The following is a 13,634-nucleotide window of genomic DNA, read 5'->3' on the forward strand; positions in this document are numbered from 1 at the left end:
CCATCAGCGGCGCCGCCAGTGTGGCGATTGCGGCAACGGTCACCAAAAGATACGGCGGCAGGATGATGATGTCATTGCCAGCAAGCGTGCCGGCGACCACCACGGCTGCCCAGACCAGCGAAACCAGCAGGGCGAGCCGCAACGGCCAGCGCCGCGGTTCAACAGAATCGAAATCGTCGTCCATTGCCGTCCCTGATCCCCTAACGCGCCACGGACGCGCGTTCTCGGCGGCGCAGCAGCATTGCCATCAGCAATGCCAGAAATGACAGCGCCAGCAACTCCCAATACCAAAATATCAGCGGATTCCCGATGAACGCCGCCAACGCGATGCCCAACGTGCGGTTGTTGGCCGAAAAAAGCGCCAGGCCGCGCAGCATCGGCGCGGTGCCATCAAGATACGCCTGTTGTTTTCCCGGCGCTGCCGCCAGCGCGGAATCAGTGGCACGGCCACCACTGCTCAAGAGCGACTCGGCCCAGTTATAAAGACGCTCCCCCCAGAAATGCGCTTGCCGCTGCGTCGGCAAGGCAAACTCCCCGCGCGCCCGCCGCTTCCAGCTATCGCGTTCGCCCTCATACCAAGCCGATTGCACGGCATGGGCAGCCCCCGAAGCGACAGCAAGCGCCAGCACAGGGCGCCAGTCATCAAAGGACAGCACCAGCGCCAGATAGACGGAAATGAACACGACGTAGTCGCACAGCCCGTCCATCAGCCGCCCGAGCGCGCTCTGCTTGCCGCTGGCGCGGGCGACTTTTCCATCAAGTCCGTCAAAGACATGCCAGGCGATCATGAAAAGCAGGCCCGCCACCACAAAGCCGGGCTCACGCCAATGGAAATAGCACCAGCCGGCGGCCAGCCCGCAGCCCATGCCGGTCAGCGATACCAGATTGGGATGAATTCTGGCCCGCAGCGCCCATGGCAGCAGCCATTCGGCAATCGGATGCACGATCCACAGGTTGGTGCGGTCCTCGATCATCGCGGGACGGGCGGCGGTAGCGGAATGGATGCTGCTGTTCACCGGCGTGCGCTATGCCGACACGGCAGGGCTTGGCAAGGGGGGTGTACGGGGGGGGTGCACGGGGGCGGCGAATTCGCATGGGCGGCGCGGCAGAATGGCGTACAGTGCGACAATGACTTGCCCGTCATCAAAACGTCGTTTACGGGCAACCAAACTGTAACAGGCGCGCTGTGCAAGACGCGCCCGTGGGAGCCTTTGCATCATGACATCCACCATCCCCATCGCCATTGTCGGAGTCGGCAATTGCACATCTTCGCTGGTTCAGGGGCTTGCCCATTACGCCAATGGCCATGCCAATGACGAACAGGGCCTGATGCATTGGGAAATGGCCGGTTATCGCCCCAAGGACATCACTGTCGCCGCCGCGTTCGACATTGATGCCCGCAAGGTCGGCCTTGATGTTGCCGACGCCATCTTTGCCAAGCCGAACTGCACCGCCATTTTCCACCGCGATGTGCCGGCCACCGGCGCAATCGTGCGCATGGGCCGCCTGCTCGATGGTGTGTCGCCGCACATGGAAGCCTATCCCGAAGATCGCCGCTTTGTCATCGCCGATGCGCCGCAGCCGACCAAGGCCGATGTCGTCGAGGAACTGAAGCGTTCCGGCGCCCAGGTGATGTGCAACTATCTGCCCGTCGGCAGCCAGGAAGCCACGGAATTCTATGCCGATGCCGCGATCACCGCCGGCGTCGCCTTCGTCAACAACATCCCGGTGTTCATCGCCTCCAACCCGGTCTGGGCCGAGCGTTTCCGCGCTGCCGGCGTGCCGATTATCGGCGATGACATCAAGGCCCAGCTGGGCGCCACCATCGTCCACCGCATGCTGACCGACCTGTTCGCCAAGCGCGGCGTGTCGCTGGATCGCACCTACCAGCTGAACACCGGCGGCAACACCGACTTCCTGAACATGGCCAACAAGGACCGTCTGGCGTCGAAAAAGACGTCCAAGACCGAAGCCGTGCAGTCGGTCGCGCAGCACCGGCTCGATTGGGAAAACATCCATGTCGGTCCGTCGGATTATGTCGCTTGGCAGAACGACAACAAGGTCTGCTTCCTGCGTATGGAAGGCCGCATGTTTGGCGGCGTGCCGCTGAACCTCGAACTGCGCCTGTCGGTCGAGGATTCGCCCAACAGCGCCGGTGTGGCCATCGACATGATCCGCTGCGCCAAGGTTGCGCTGGATCGCGGCCTGTCCGGTCCTATTTTGCCGCCGTCGTCGTATTTCTGCAAGCACCCGCCGGTGCAGACCACCGACGATCAGGCCTATGCCGATGTCGAATCCTTCATCGCCGGCACCTGGACCGGCAATGGGGCCGGCACCGGGACGAACTGAGGAAATAGCCCTGTGCCGCCGTCCGGCGGCGCGGGGCATGCCCTCGGATCCCCGCAATGCGCGCCATCATTCTGGCGGCCGGCATGGGCACAAGGCTGAGGGCGGTGTCGCCGTCCAAGCCGTTGACCCCCATCGCCGGCCAGCCGCTTCTTCATCGTATTCTGGGCAATCTGGCCGCCGCGGGCATCACCGTGCCGCTGGTGATCACGGGCTATCGCGGTGACGAGGTTGCCGCTTCGGCCAGGGCATGGCCGGGCGGCACCGCCGAAACCATCCATAATCCCGCTTGGGACCAACCCAATGGCGTTTCTGTGCGCTGCGCGGCCGATTGGCTGGGCGACGGCGCCAGCCTGCTGGTCATGGCTGATCATCTCGCCAGCCCCGGTCTATATGCGCAGGTCGCAGCTTCAGGCAGGGCCGATGCCGGCCTGGTACTGGGCATCGACCGGCGCATGGGCCACCCCTGGGCCGATGAAAGCGATGTCACGCGCGTGTCCACCCGCCGGGGGCGCATCACGGCCATTGGCAAGGGCCTTGGCACCTATGACGCGCACGACTGCGGCGTGTTCCTGATCACCGGCGAATTGATGGCGGCGCTTGGGGGTCTTGCGGCGCCCGGCTTGTCCGACGGCGTGCGACTGCTGGCGGCGCGGGCCCGCGCCGCCGTCACCGATATCAGCGCCCATGACTGGATCGACATCGACGACGCGCGCTCACTGTCTCAGGCCGAAGCCTGGGTCAGCCGGGCGTCATAGGCCCGGCTGACCAGCCTGTCTTTTGTCAGCCGCGATTGGCCAGCGGCACATATTCCCGCATCGTCGGACCGGTGTACAACTGGCGCGGACGACCGATCTTCTGTTCCGGATCTTCCATCATTTCCGTCCATTGTGCGATCCAGCCAACGGAGCGGGAAATCGCAAACAGCACGGTGAACATCGAGGTCGGGAATCCGATCGCCGACATGACGACGCCCGAATAGAAATCGACGTTGGGATACAGCTTCTTGTCGATGAAATACGGATCGTTGAGCGCGATATGCTCAAGTTCGCGGGCAACATCGAAGATCGGATCGTTGATGCCCAGCTTGTCGAGAACATTCTTGGCGACCTTGGCCATGACCTTGGCCCGCGGGTCATAGTTCTTGTAGACGCGGTGGCCAAAACCCATGAGGCGGAACGGGTCGTCCTTGTTCTTGGCGCGGGCGATGAATTCCGGAATCCGGTCCGGCGTGCCGATTTCGCGCAGCATGTTGAGTGCGGCCTCGTTGGCGCCGCCATGGGCAGGACCCCACAGGCACGCGATGCCGGCGGAAATGCAGGCAAAAGGGTTGGCGCCAGATGAACCGGCCAGTCGCACCGTCGAGGTCGAGGCATTCTGTTCGTGATCGGCCTGGAGGATGAGCAGCTTTTCCATGGCATCTTCGACTACCGGATCGATGATGTACGGCTCGGCCGGCACGCCGAAGGTCATGCGCAGGAAATTGCCGGCAAACGACAGGCTGTTGTCGGGATAGAGGAAGGGCTGGCCGATCGAATATTTGTACGCCATCGCCGCAAGTGTCGGCATCTTGGCGATGATGCGGTGCGAGGCAATGATGCGCTGCTGCGGATCATGAATGTCGGTCGAATCATGGTAAAACGCCGCCATGGCACCGACGATGCCGCACATGATCGCCATCGGATGGGCGTCGCGGCGGAAACCCCGGTAAAAGGTCGCCAGCTGTTCATGGATCATGGTGTGGCGCGTGATGTTGCGCGTGAATTCGGCATTTTCGGCGGCATTGGGCAGGTTGCCGTTCAGCAGCAGATGCGCAACCTCTAGGAAGCTGGACTGTTCGGCGAGCTGGTCGATCGGATAGCCGCGATAGAGCAATATGCCTTCATCGCCGTCGATGTAGGTGATCTTCGATTCGCAGGATGCAGTGCTGGTGAAGCCCGGATCATAGGTGAAGCGGCCGGTGTTGGCGTAAAGCTTGCGGATATCGACCACTTGCGGGCCCACGCTGCCCGAAAGCACCGGATAATTGGCGGCATTGTCATCAATGCTGATGTTGGCGATGGTCATGCGTGCAAATCCTTTGTCTCTCAGTTGCCGCCAGCGGCGTCTGCAATCCGTCCAAGCACTTCGTCGCGGCCGAGCAGGGCCATGACATCGAACAATCCGGGTGACTGGGCGGCCCCGGTGACGGCAGCGCGCAGTGGCTGGGCGATCTGGCCGAGTTTGAGCCCTTCGTCCAATGCCATGGCGCGCGCCATGTCCTCCAGCGCCGGCACCGTCCAGTCGTTCTGGGCGGCCAACCGGTCCCGGACGCGGTCAAGCAGGCCCGGTGCGGCAGACGCTAGCAGCTTTGCCGCAGCATCGTCCATCGGAATTGGGCGACTGCGAAGGTAGAACAAGCTGCCGGCTGTCAACTCATTGAGGTTGCTGGCGCGTTTCTTGAGTTCGTGCATGCTGCGGTGCAGCAGATCACGGTCTTCGCTGGTCAGTTCACGGCCCAGCGCCGCAGCGACTCCCGGCGCAATCAAGGCCGTCAGACGGCCATCATCGGCAGCGCGCAAATAGTGGCCGTTGACGCTCTCCAGCTTCTTGATGTCAAAGCGCGAAGGACTGCGGCCAACGCCGTCAAGGTCGAACCATTGTATGGCCTGTGCCCGGCTGATGAACTCGTCATCGCCGTGCCCCCAGCCGAGGCGCAGCAGATAGTTTTCCACCGCCTCGGGCAGCAGCCCCATCTCGTCGCGATAGGCATCGACGCCCAGCGCGCCGTGCCGCTTGGACAGTTTGGCGCCGTCGGCGCCGTGGATGAGCGGGATATGAGCATAGACCGGATCGGGCCAGCCGCCTTCGATGGCGTCCATGGCGCGGATCAGCGCCAATTGGCGAAAGGCGTTGTTCAGATGATCATCGCCGCGAATGACATGCGTGACGCCCATGTCGTGATCGTCGACGACAACGGCCAACATATAGGTCGGCGTGCCGTCCGAACGCAGCAGGACCATGTCGTCCAGTTCGGCATTGGCGACCGTGACCGGGCCTTGCACCTTGTCGTCGATGGTGACGGCGCCATCTTTGGGGGCCTTCATGCGGATGACGAACGGCTGGTCTGCCGGCCAGTCGGTGCGGTCCCGCCAGCGGCCATCATAACGCATCGGCTGCTTGGCGGCGCGCTGTGCATCGCGCAGGGCCTCCAGCTCGGCCGGCGTGGCATAGCAGCGATAGGCATGACCGGCGGCGAGCAACTGGTGCGCCACCTGGGCATGGCGGTCGGCGCGGGCAAATTGATAGACGACATCGCCGTCCCAGTTCAGGCCGAGCCAGGTCATGCCGTCCAGAATCGCGGCAATCGCGGCATCGGTGGAGCGGGCGCGGTCGGTGTCCTCGATGCGCAAATGGAACTCGCCGCCATGGTGACGGGCGAACAGCCAGTTGAACAACGCGGTGCGCGCGCCGCCGATGTGCAGGAAGCCGGTGGGCGAAGGGGCGAAGCGGGTGACGACTTTGGTTGCGCTCATGCGCCAAATATCCAATGCTCTGACTTCAGGGTCTTGCCGGGAGGGCAAACAGGTATGACGGGGTGGTTAGCAGAAGCACAGCGCCCGTTCAAACGGCGGTGGACACAGGAATATCGACACGGCTGATTGCCGTCTGGCAGCGCTTTGCCGATGCCGAGCGCGCGAACTTGCCCTTATGGCTGCCCGTGGCGTTTGCGGCGGGTATTGCCGCCTGGTTCCTGCTGCCATTGGCGGCGCAGCGGCTGGCGCTGGCCGGCCTGCTGGCGGGCGTGGGCCTTGCCGCGACGCTCATCCGGTGGCGGGTTCCGGCTGTGATCGCGCTGATGATGCTGGCCGGCATGGGCGGCATCACGCTGCGATCCGCTTTGGTCGCCCATGACATTCTGGAAGCGCCGCGTTTTGTCAGTTTTCGGGCGATTGTCGTGCAGGACAGCGCCCGGCCCGGCAATCGCCGGCTGGTGCTCGCGCCCGATGCCGGGTCAGGCTTGCCGTCACGGGTGCGGGTCACGTTGCGCGGGGCTGGGGTGGTGGCAGGATTGGGAGCGGGCGCGCGTATCGAGCTGAAGGCGAGGTTGGCGCCGCCGGCGCGGGCGGCTGTGGCGGGCGGTTATGATTTCGCGCGGCGCGCGTGGTTTGATGGTCTGGGCGCCACTGGTTTTGCCATCGGTGCGCCAAGGGTGCTGGCGCCAGCCAGGGGCGGCAGCATGGCCGATATACGATCCGCGCTGTCGCAAAGAATTCGCGATCGTGTGCCCGGAGAGGCCGGCGCTGTTGCCGCAGTCTTTGTGACCGGGGACCAGAACGCCATCCCGCCCGCCACGGCGCAGGCCATGCGCGACGCCGGGCTGGCGCATCTGCTGTCGATTTCGGGGCTGCATATCGCCGTGGTTGTCGGGGGCACGGTGTTCCTGCTGCGCCGGCTGCTGGGGCTGTGGCCGTGGCTGGTGTTGCGCGTGCCGATCCGGTCGGTGGCGGTGGCCGGCGCGGCAATTGTCGGCATTGGTTATACGCTGCTGGCGGGCGCCGAGGTGCCAACGGTGCGCAGCATCATTGCCACCTTGATCGTGCTTGCCGGGCTGTTGATGGGACGCGATGCGTTTTCGCTGCGGCTGCTGGCGGCGGCGGCGATGATCATCCTGCTCGTCAGGCCCGAGGCGCTGCTGGGCGCGAGCTTTCAATTGAGCTTTGCTGCCGTCATCGCAATCGTTGCCCTGTATGAATCGGCGCCCGGCCGCTGGCTGGTGACGGTGCCGCAGGACGAGCATAAGCTGCACTGGCTGGCGCGCCATCTGGCGGCGTTGCTGGCTACCGGGCTGGTGGCCGAACTGGCGCTGGCCGGCATAGGCGTGTTCCATTTTGGCCAGGCAGGACTGTACGGCATTGCGGCCAATCTGCTGGCCATCCCCCTGACCAGCTTTGTCATCATCCCGGCGCTGGTGCTGGCGATGCTGGGCGAGGCGCTGGGAAGCGGCCTGGGCTGGCCATTGGCCGGAACGGCGGTGGGGTGGCTCATCGCCATGGCAGATAGCGTGGCGAGCGTGCCGGGCGCGGTGCTGCGCCTGCCGGAAATGCCGGTGTGGGCGTTTGCGGGGTTGGTCACGGGCGGGCTGTGGCTGACGCTATGGCGCAGCCGGGCGCGCTTGTGGGGGCTGGTGGCGGTGATGGCCGGCGTGGTCGGAGCCGTCACGGCGCAGCCGCCCGATCTGGTTGTGGCGGGCGACGGCGGCGGCGCTGCGCTGCGCGGCGAAGACGGGCGACTTGCGCTGCTGCGGACCCGCCCCGGCGGCTTTCTGGCCGACAATTGGGCCGAGGCCATGGGTACCGATGACACCGCGGCACTGCGTCTGGCCGATGTGCCGGGTGCCAGATGCAGCCCCGATGCCTGTGTCGCCAGCATTGATCGCGGCGGACGCCGCTGGCATCTGCTGGCGACGACAAGCCGCGAATTCATCGACCGCAGCCGGTTCGAGCCGGCATGCGCCGCCGCAGACATCATCATCAGCGACCGCCGCCTGCCGCGCTGGTGCACGCCTCGCTGGCTCAAGCTCGATCGGAGTGCCTTGGAGCGATCAGGTGCCGTTTCGATCTGGCTGGACGATGCCCGGATCAGGACCAGCGCCGACAGCGCCGGTGACCATCCGTGGCGGGCAGTCGGTCAAGTGCCGGGCCCGGCGCCGGGACCCGTGCCGGCACTGGGGCCGGCGGGTCAGTGATAGCGGCGCAGCAGCCCGGCCAGCTTGCCCTGGATGCGGACCTGTTCGGGGCGGTAGCGTTGCGGGGTGTGGGACGCATTGGCCGGGTCGAGGCGGATCATGCCATGGTCGCGGTGCAGATACTTCAGCGTCGCATCGGCATCGTCGATCAGTGCCACGACAATATCGCCATCACGGGCATCGTCACAGCGGCGGATCAGGGCGTAATCCCCGTCGAAAATACCGGCATCGATCATCGAATCGCCGGATACCTCCAGCGCATAATGGTCGCCGGCACCAAGCAAGGCGGCGGGCACGGACAGCGACCGGTCGCTTTCCATTGCCTCCAATGGCAGGCCGGCAGCGATGCGGCCATGCAGCGGCACGGTGATGGTGTCATTGGCTGCCAGCATGGCATGGGGGTGCGGGCGCGGCGCGGCGGGTGCAGGCATTGGCGCCGATTGCGCGACCAGCTTGAGCGCCGGGCGCAACGCCGCCACTTTCAGCGCGTCGGGGAGGCGCAGAACCTCAAGGGCGCGGGCGCGATTGGGCAGGCGGCGAATGAACGCCCGTTCCTCAAGGGCGTTGATCAGGCGGTGGACGCCCGATTTCGACTTGAGCGCTAAAGCGTCCTTCATTTCCTCGAAGGAAGGCGACACCCCGTCCGATTTCAGACGTTCGTCGATGAAAATGAGCAATTCCTGCTGCTTGCGCGTAAGCATGTCGCCTCCGATGCGGAACACAGGAAGAACATTTAGAAAACAGTCTGGAACATGTCAAGCGTGATACAGTCCACAATCGCACCAATTTGTGCTGCGGTCGCATGGGGCGGGCGGATGATCAGCACATCGGCGGCGGCAAGCACTGACAGCAGGGCCGAATCCTGCCGTTCGAACGCCGTGACACCGTCTGGCGTGCGCCGCGCCCGCAGGTGATCGCGGCGGGCGCCATTGGCCGGCAGGGCGGCGGCAAGCGGCAGCCGCAGCACCTGCGTGCCAGGCGCCCGTCCGCCCAGCCGCTCGATGAGCGGCACGACGAACAGCAATGCCGTGACGAACGCCGACACCGGGTTGCCCGGCAGGCCGATGACGCGCCGGCCACCGAGCGTGCCCGCCAGCAGCAGCTTGCCCGGCCGCATGGCGATGCGCCAGAAATCAAGATCGGCGCCCAGTGTCCGCAGCACCGGCACCACCAGGTCATGGTCACCCACCGATGCGCCGCCGATGGTGACGATGATATCGGCATCGGCGCCCGTCACGGCGGCGGCCAGCGCGCCGGGATGATCGGGAATGATACCCGGGTCGCTGACGTCGGCACCGGCGGCGGCAAACAGCGCGGCCAGCATGGCGGGGTTGCTGCTGATGATCTGGTCGGGGCCGGGGGTGCTGCCGGGCCGCACCAGTTCATCACCATTGGCGATCAGCGTCACGCGCGGCCGGCGCACCACCGGCAACGTGCCGTGGCCGGCGGCGGCAGCCAGTCCCAGATGCGCGGCCGCCAATCGCGTGCCCGCAGCGATCAGAATGTCGCCGGCCTGGAAATCCTGCCCGGCGCCTCGCACATGCGCGCCCTGATGCGGCGGGCCTTCGCCGCTGAGGTGCACGCCTTCGTCCTTCGCCGTCATATCCTCTTGCACCGCAATGGTGTCAGCGCCGGCAGGCAGTGGCGCACCAGTAAAAATTCGCACCGCCTCGCCCGGCGTCATCACGCCTGGCCAGCCATGGCCGGCAGCGCTGGTGCCGACAAGCGTGAACGGCCCCGGCAAATCGGCCCAGCGCACCGCATAACCGTCCATGGCGGCGGCGGCGAATGGCGGCTGGGTGAGGCTTGCTGCCAGCGGCGCGGCGAGCACTCGGCCATACGCGTCTGACAACGGCAGCGTTTGCGCCGGCAAGGATGCGGCGCCGGCCAGCAACTGCTCCAGCGCCGCCTCGAAGGGCAGCAGGCCGGTCATGCGGCCAGCGGCCACAGGCCGTTCATTGTGCGGCCCAGTCGCCCGAACGCCCGCCGGTCTTGCGGAGCAGCCGCACGTCGGAAATCACCATGCCCCGGTCCATCGCCTTGGCCATGTCGTACACCGTCAGCAGCGCGGTGCTGACAGCGGTCAGCGCCTCCATCTCCACGCCGGTGCCATGGGTGGTGATGACCGTGGCGGACGCGCGGATGCCGCCGTCCTCGATGGTCAGATCAACGGTCACTGCATCGATCGGCAGGGGGTGGCAGAGCGGGATGAGGTCGGCGGTGCGCTTGGCCGCCATGATACCGGCAATGCGCGCCACGGCGATGACATCGCCCTTTTTCACGGCCTGTGCCTTGATCGCGGCCAGCGCCTCGGGGCCAATACCGATGAAGCCGCTGGCGGTTGCCTCGCGGCGGGTTGCGGCCTTGGCCGAGACATCGACCATGCGGGCGGCGCCGCTGTCATCAAGATGCGTCAGGCTCATGCCGCAAGGCCGAGCAGCGCGCGGGTGGCGCCGCTGACGTCATCGGCGCGCATCAGGCTTTCACCGACCAGGAACGTCTTGATACCGGCGGCGGACAGCGCGGCGAGATCATCGTGCCCGGACAGGCCGGATTCTGCCACGAGCGTGCGGCCGGGGGTGTCGGCAAGTTCGAAGCTTGTGGCAAGATCGACAGCCAGCGTCTTGAGATTGCGGTTGTTGATGCCGAGCAACGGCGTTTTCAGCAGCAATGCCCGATCGCGTTCGGCGGCGTCATGCACTTCGACCAGCACATCAAGGCCAAGGGCGCCTGCCACCGATTCCAGCTCCTGCGCCTGCGCATCCGACAGGGCGGCCATGATGAGCAGCACGGCGTCGGCGCCCAGTGCGCGCGCCTCGATCACCTGCCAGGGGTCGATGATGAAGTCCTTGCGGATCACCGGCAGGGTGCAGGCGGCGCGGGCGGCGACAAGATATTCGTCGGCGCCCAGAAACCATTTGTCCTCGGTCAGCACCGACAAGCAGGCGGCGCCGCCTGCCTGATAGGCGCGGGCCAGCGCAGCCGGGTCGAAATCGGCGCGAATCAGCCCCTTGGAAGGGCTGGCCTTCTTGCATTCGGCGATCAGCGCCAGCCGGCCATCGGCGTGGGCGGCGTGAATGGCGGCCACGAAACCGCGCACCGGGGATGCGGCGGCGGCGGCGGCTTCGAGATCGGCGAGGCTGCGCGTCTGCCGGGCGGCAGCGACAAGCCCGCGCTTGTGGTCGCAGATCATGGCGAGGGTGTCGGTCATCGAAAGTCTGTCCATCTGGCAAGCACATCGGCCGCCGCGCCGCTGTCGATGGCGGCGGCGGCAGTGCTGGCGGCATCGGCAAGGCTTACGCCCGGCGTCACCAGCGTCAAGGCGGCTGCGGCGTTGAGCAGCACGATGTCGCGGTAGGCGCCCTGTGTTCCGCCCAGCAGGGCGCGCAGCCGGGCGGCATTATAGGCGGGGTCGCCGCCTTTTAGGTCGCTGGCGGGATGCACCGGCAGGCCTGCGTCGGCGGGCGTGATTTCGGCTGTAGCCAGCGCGCCGCCAGCCAGCCGCATTGCTGTGGTGGCGCCGGAAATCGCTATTTCGTCAAAGCCGTCGCCGTGGACCACCAGCGCCGCGTCGGACCCGAGCGCGTGCAAGGCACCGGCCATCAGCGCCACCGGGCCGGGCGCGAACACACCCACAAGCTGCCGCGTCACGCCTGCCGGATTGGCCAATGGCCCCAGCATGTTGAAGATCGTGCGCCGGGCCAGTTGGCGGCGCACCGGCGCCACGCGCGCCATCGCCGGGTGGTGACGGGCGGAATGAAGGAAGGTGATGCCGACCTGTTCGAGGCACGGCCCCAGCCGGTGCGGCGCCAGTTCGGGCACGCCCAGCGCCGCCAGCACATCGGCGGCGCCGCTGGTCGAGGACGCAGCGCGGTTGCCGTGTTTGGCGACCTTTACGCCGCACGCCGCCACGACAAGGCTGACGGCGGTCGAGATATTGAGGCTGTGCATGCCGTCGCCGCCGGTGCCGCACACGTCGATGGCGTGCGGCGCCATCGGGCCGGGCACCATGCGGGCGCGCAGGGCGCGGGCTGCGGCGACGATTTCGATGACCGTCTCGCCGCGGTCGGCCAGGGCGACGAGGAAACCGGCGAGCGCATCGTCTGCGACCCGGCCATCCAGGATCAGCGCGAACGCGTCGGCTGCCGCATCTGCGGACAGCGGTGCAGCAGGATCGGGCAGGCCCGTCATCAGGCGGCGCGGGCAAGCCGCTTTGGCGTCATCCCGGCGAGAGTCAGGAAATTGGCGAGCAAGTCATGGCCGTGCTGGGTGGCGATGCTTTCAGGGTGGAATTGCACGCCGTGCAGCGGCAGTTCCTTGTGCCGCAGCCCCATGATCAGCCCATCGGGGCTGCGCGCGTTGATGGCGAGGCAGTCCGGCAGATCATCCTCGCGCACGGTCAGCGAATGGTAGCGCGTCGCCTCGAACGGCGACGGCAGGCCGGCGAACACGCCGCTGGCGTCATGGGCCATCGCGTTGGTCTTGCCGTGCATGACCTGCGGCGCGCGCACGACCGTGCCGCCAAAGGCCTGGCCCAGCGCCTGATGGCCAAGGCAAACGCCGAATAGCGGCATCCGCGCCTCGGCAGCTGCCGCAATGAGATCAAGGCATACGCCGGCCTCGTTGGGCGAGCAGGGGCCGGGGGAGAGCAATATGGCCTGCGGGCCGCTTGCCATGGCTTCGGCAGCCGTCAGCATGTCGTTGCGCACGACATGAGTCTGCGCCCCAAGCTCGGCCAGATAATGCACGAGATTGAAGGTGAAGCTGTCGTAATTGTCGATGACGAGAATGGTCATGGGTTGGCTTTAGCCGAGGCGATGGCCGGCGTCATCTGATTGTGCATGCGCGCAAATCGTGCTACCGAATTTCTATCGATAGCAGGATCGACATGATGGATACCGTAACGATATCGCCCAAGTTTCAGATCGTGATACCGCAACGCATTCGCGAGCGCATGGGCCTGGTGCCGGGACAAAAGCTGCGTGCGATGCTTTGGGGCGACACGCTGACATATGTGCCGCAATTGCCCATTGATGAGGTCCGCAAGCATTTCGCAGGCTTGGTCAATGACTTCCAGCGCGAGACAGACCGCGAAGTCTACTGATGCCCGTGGTCGTCGATTCGAACGGCTGGATCAGCTGGTTGCTTGGCGATGCCAATGCCGAACAATTCGGCCCGGCAATCACCGGTGACATCGCGCCCATTGTGCCGAGCGTCGTGATGTTCGAGGTTGTGCGCTGGTTCCGCGCGCGCGCGGATGACAGTGCCGTGCGGCTGGCCTGCGAACACATGCTGCGCGGCGAGCAGGCGCCGCTGGGCGACACATTGGCGATCAGCGCCGCATTGCTGGCCAGCGAGCACCGGCTTGCCATGGCCGATGCCATTATCCTCGCCACGGCGCAGGCCCATGGCGCCGAAGTCTGGACCATGGACGCTGATTTCCGTCATGCGCCCGGCGTTCGCTATCTGCCGCGCGTTACGGCGTGACCTTGACGCCCTTCCAAAAGGCAACGCGGCCCTTGATTTCGGCGGCTGCGGGCTTGGGGTCGGCGTAATACCA

General features: G+C 65.9%; 16 protein-coding genes. 5 read left to right on the plus strand and 11 right to left on the minus strand.

Features of this window, described 5'->3' with window-relative positions:
• Together RMQ73_RS03070 and RMQ73_RS03075 are read right to left on the minus strand one after the other, a co-directional pair.
• On the minus strand, window positions 1-184 hold a 184-nt coding region (locus RMQ73_RS03070), incomplete at its 3' end, for a hypothetical protein (RefSeq protein WP_310496521.1).
• A gap of 16 nt (window positions 185-200) precedes the next feature.
• Entirely contained in the window at window positions 201-1,016 is an 816-nt protein-coding gene (locus tag RMQ73_RS03075) for a CDP-alcohol phosphatidyltransferase family protein (protein ID WP_310496522.1), read from the minus strand.
• A gap of 202 nt (window positions 1,017-1,218) precedes the next feature.
• On the opposite strand from RMQ73_RS03075, the gene RMQ73_RS03080 reads away from it, so the two are divergent.
• A complete protein-coding gene (locus RMQ73_RS03080) occupies window positions 1,219-2,349 on the plus strand; it encodes an inositol-3-phosphate synthase (protein ID WP_310496523.1) in 1,131 nt (376 codons plus the stop codon).
• Between the two features lie 56 nt (window positions 2,350-2,405).
• Window positions 2,406-3,104 carry an NTP transferase domain-containing protein gene (locus RMQ73_RS03085; protein ID WP_310496524.1) on the plus strand — a complete coding sequence of 233 codons (699 nt, stop codon included), beginning with the start codon at window positions 2,406-2,408 and terminating at the stop codon, window positions 3,102-3,104.
• Between the two features lie 25 nt (window positions 3,105-3,129).
• Here the strand turns inward: RMQ73_RS03085 and RMQ73_RS03090 are convergent, their stop codons facing one another.
• Both RMQ73_RS03090 and gltX read right to left on the minus strand, forming a co-directional pair.
• On the minus strand, window positions 3,130-4,413 hold the full coding sequence (locus tag RMQ73_RS03090; protein WP_310496525.1) for a citrate synthase: 1,284 nt from the start codon (window positions 4,411-4,413) through the stop codon (window positions 3,130-3,132).
• Between the two features lie 20 nt (window positions 4,414-4,433).
• Window positions 4,434-5,861, minus strand: coding sequence for a glutamate--tRNA ligase (gene gltX, locus RMQ73_RS03095; protein WP_310496526.1), 1,428 nt, complete (start codon window positions 5,859-5,861; stop codon window positions 4,434-4,436).
• 98 nt (window positions 5,862-5,959) lie between these two features.
• Between gltX and RMQ73_RS03100 the strand changes: the two genes are divergently transcribed.
• A complete protein-coding gene (locus tag RMQ73_RS03100; RefSeq protein ID WP_310496527.1) occupies window positions 5,960-8,074 on the plus strand; it encodes a ComEC/Rec2 family competence protein in 2,115 nt (704 codons plus the stop codon).
• On the opposite strand, the gene lexA is transcribed toward RMQ73_RS03100, so the two are convergent.
• From lexA to RMQ73_RS03130, 6 genes are read right to left on the minus strand one after another with little or no spacing between them, the layout of a single operon-like run.
• On the minus strand, window positions 8,068-8,775 hold the full coding sequence (gene lexA, locus RMQ73_RS03105; RefSeq protein WP_310496536.1) for a transcriptional repressor LexA: 708 nt from the start codon (window positions 8,773-8,775) through the stop codon (window positions 8,068-8,070). The genes RMQ73_RS03100 and lexA overlap by 7 nt on opposite strands.
• Window positions 8,776-8,807: 32 nt before the next feature.
• Window positions 8,808-10,022, minus strand: a complete 1,215-nt coding sequence (gene glp, locus RMQ73_RS03110; protein WP_310496529.1) for a gephyrin-like molybdotransferase Glp — start codon at window positions 10,020-10,022, stop codon at window positions 8,808-8,810.
• Between the two features lie 7 nt (window positions 10,023-10,029).
• Window positions 10,030-10,497, minus strand: coding sequence for a cyclic pyranopterin monophosphate synthase MoaC (moaC, locus tag RMQ73_RS03115; protein WP_310496530.1), 468 nt, complete (start codon window positions 10,495-10,497; stop codon window positions 10,030-10,032).
• Window positions 10,494-11,285, minus strand: coding sequence for an indole-3-glycerol phosphate synthase TrpC (gene trpC / locus RMQ73_RS03120; protein WP_310496531.1), 792 nt, complete (start codon window positions 11,283-11,285; stop codon window positions 10,494-10,496). Before trpC ends, moaC begins: the two co-directional genes overlap by 4 nt.
• The gene (gene trpD / locus RMQ73_RS03125) at window positions 11,282-12,265 is read right to left on the minus strand and encodes an anthranilate phosphoribosyltransferase (protein WP_310496532.1); all 984 of its coding nucleotides are present in this window, start codon (window positions 12,263-12,265) and stop codon (window positions 11,282-11,284) included. Before trpD ends, trpC begins: the two co-directional genes overlap by 4 nt.
• Window positions 12,265-12,870: an aminodeoxychorismate/anthranilate synthase component II gene (locus RMQ73_RS03130; RefSeq protein WP_310496533.1), complete on the minus strand. Its 606-nt coding sequence runs from the start codon at window positions 12,868-12,870 to the stop codon at window positions 12,265-12,267. The genes trpD and RMQ73_RS03130 overlap by 1 nt, the downstream gene beginning before the upstream one ends.
• 92 nt (window positions 12,871-12,962) lie before the next feature.
• On the opposite strand from RMQ73_RS03130, the gene RMQ73_RS03135 reads away from it, so the two are divergent.
• Together RMQ73_RS03135 and RMQ73_RS03140 are read left to right on the plus strand one after the other, a co-directional pair.
• A complete protein-coding gene (locus RMQ73_RS03135) occupies window positions 12,963-13,178 on the plus strand; it encodes an AbrB/MazE/SpoVT family DNA-binding domain-containing protein (protein WP_310496534.1) in 216 nt (71 codons plus the stop codon).
• Entirely contained in the window at window positions 13,178-13,561 is a 384-nt protein-coding gene (locus tag RMQ73_RS03140) for a type II toxin-antitoxin system VapC family toxin (protein ID WP_310496535.1), read from the plus strand. Before RMQ73_RS03135 ends, RMQ73_RS03140 begins: the two co-directional genes overlap by 1 nt.
• Here RMQ73_RS03140 and RMQ73_RS14215 read toward each other — a convergent pair.
• Window positions 13,551-13,634: DUF427 domain-containing protein (locus RMQ73_RS14215; protein WP_409049822.1), on the minus strand; the 84-nt coding region annotated here is incomplete at its 5' end. The genes RMQ73_RS03140 and RMQ73_RS14215 overlap by 11 nt on opposite strands.

Source organism: Sandarakinorhabdus sp., from assembly GCF_031430775.1.
Classification (GTDB): Bacteria; Pseudomonadota; Alphaproteobacteria; order Sphingomonadales; family Sphingomonadaceae; genus Sandarakinorhabdus.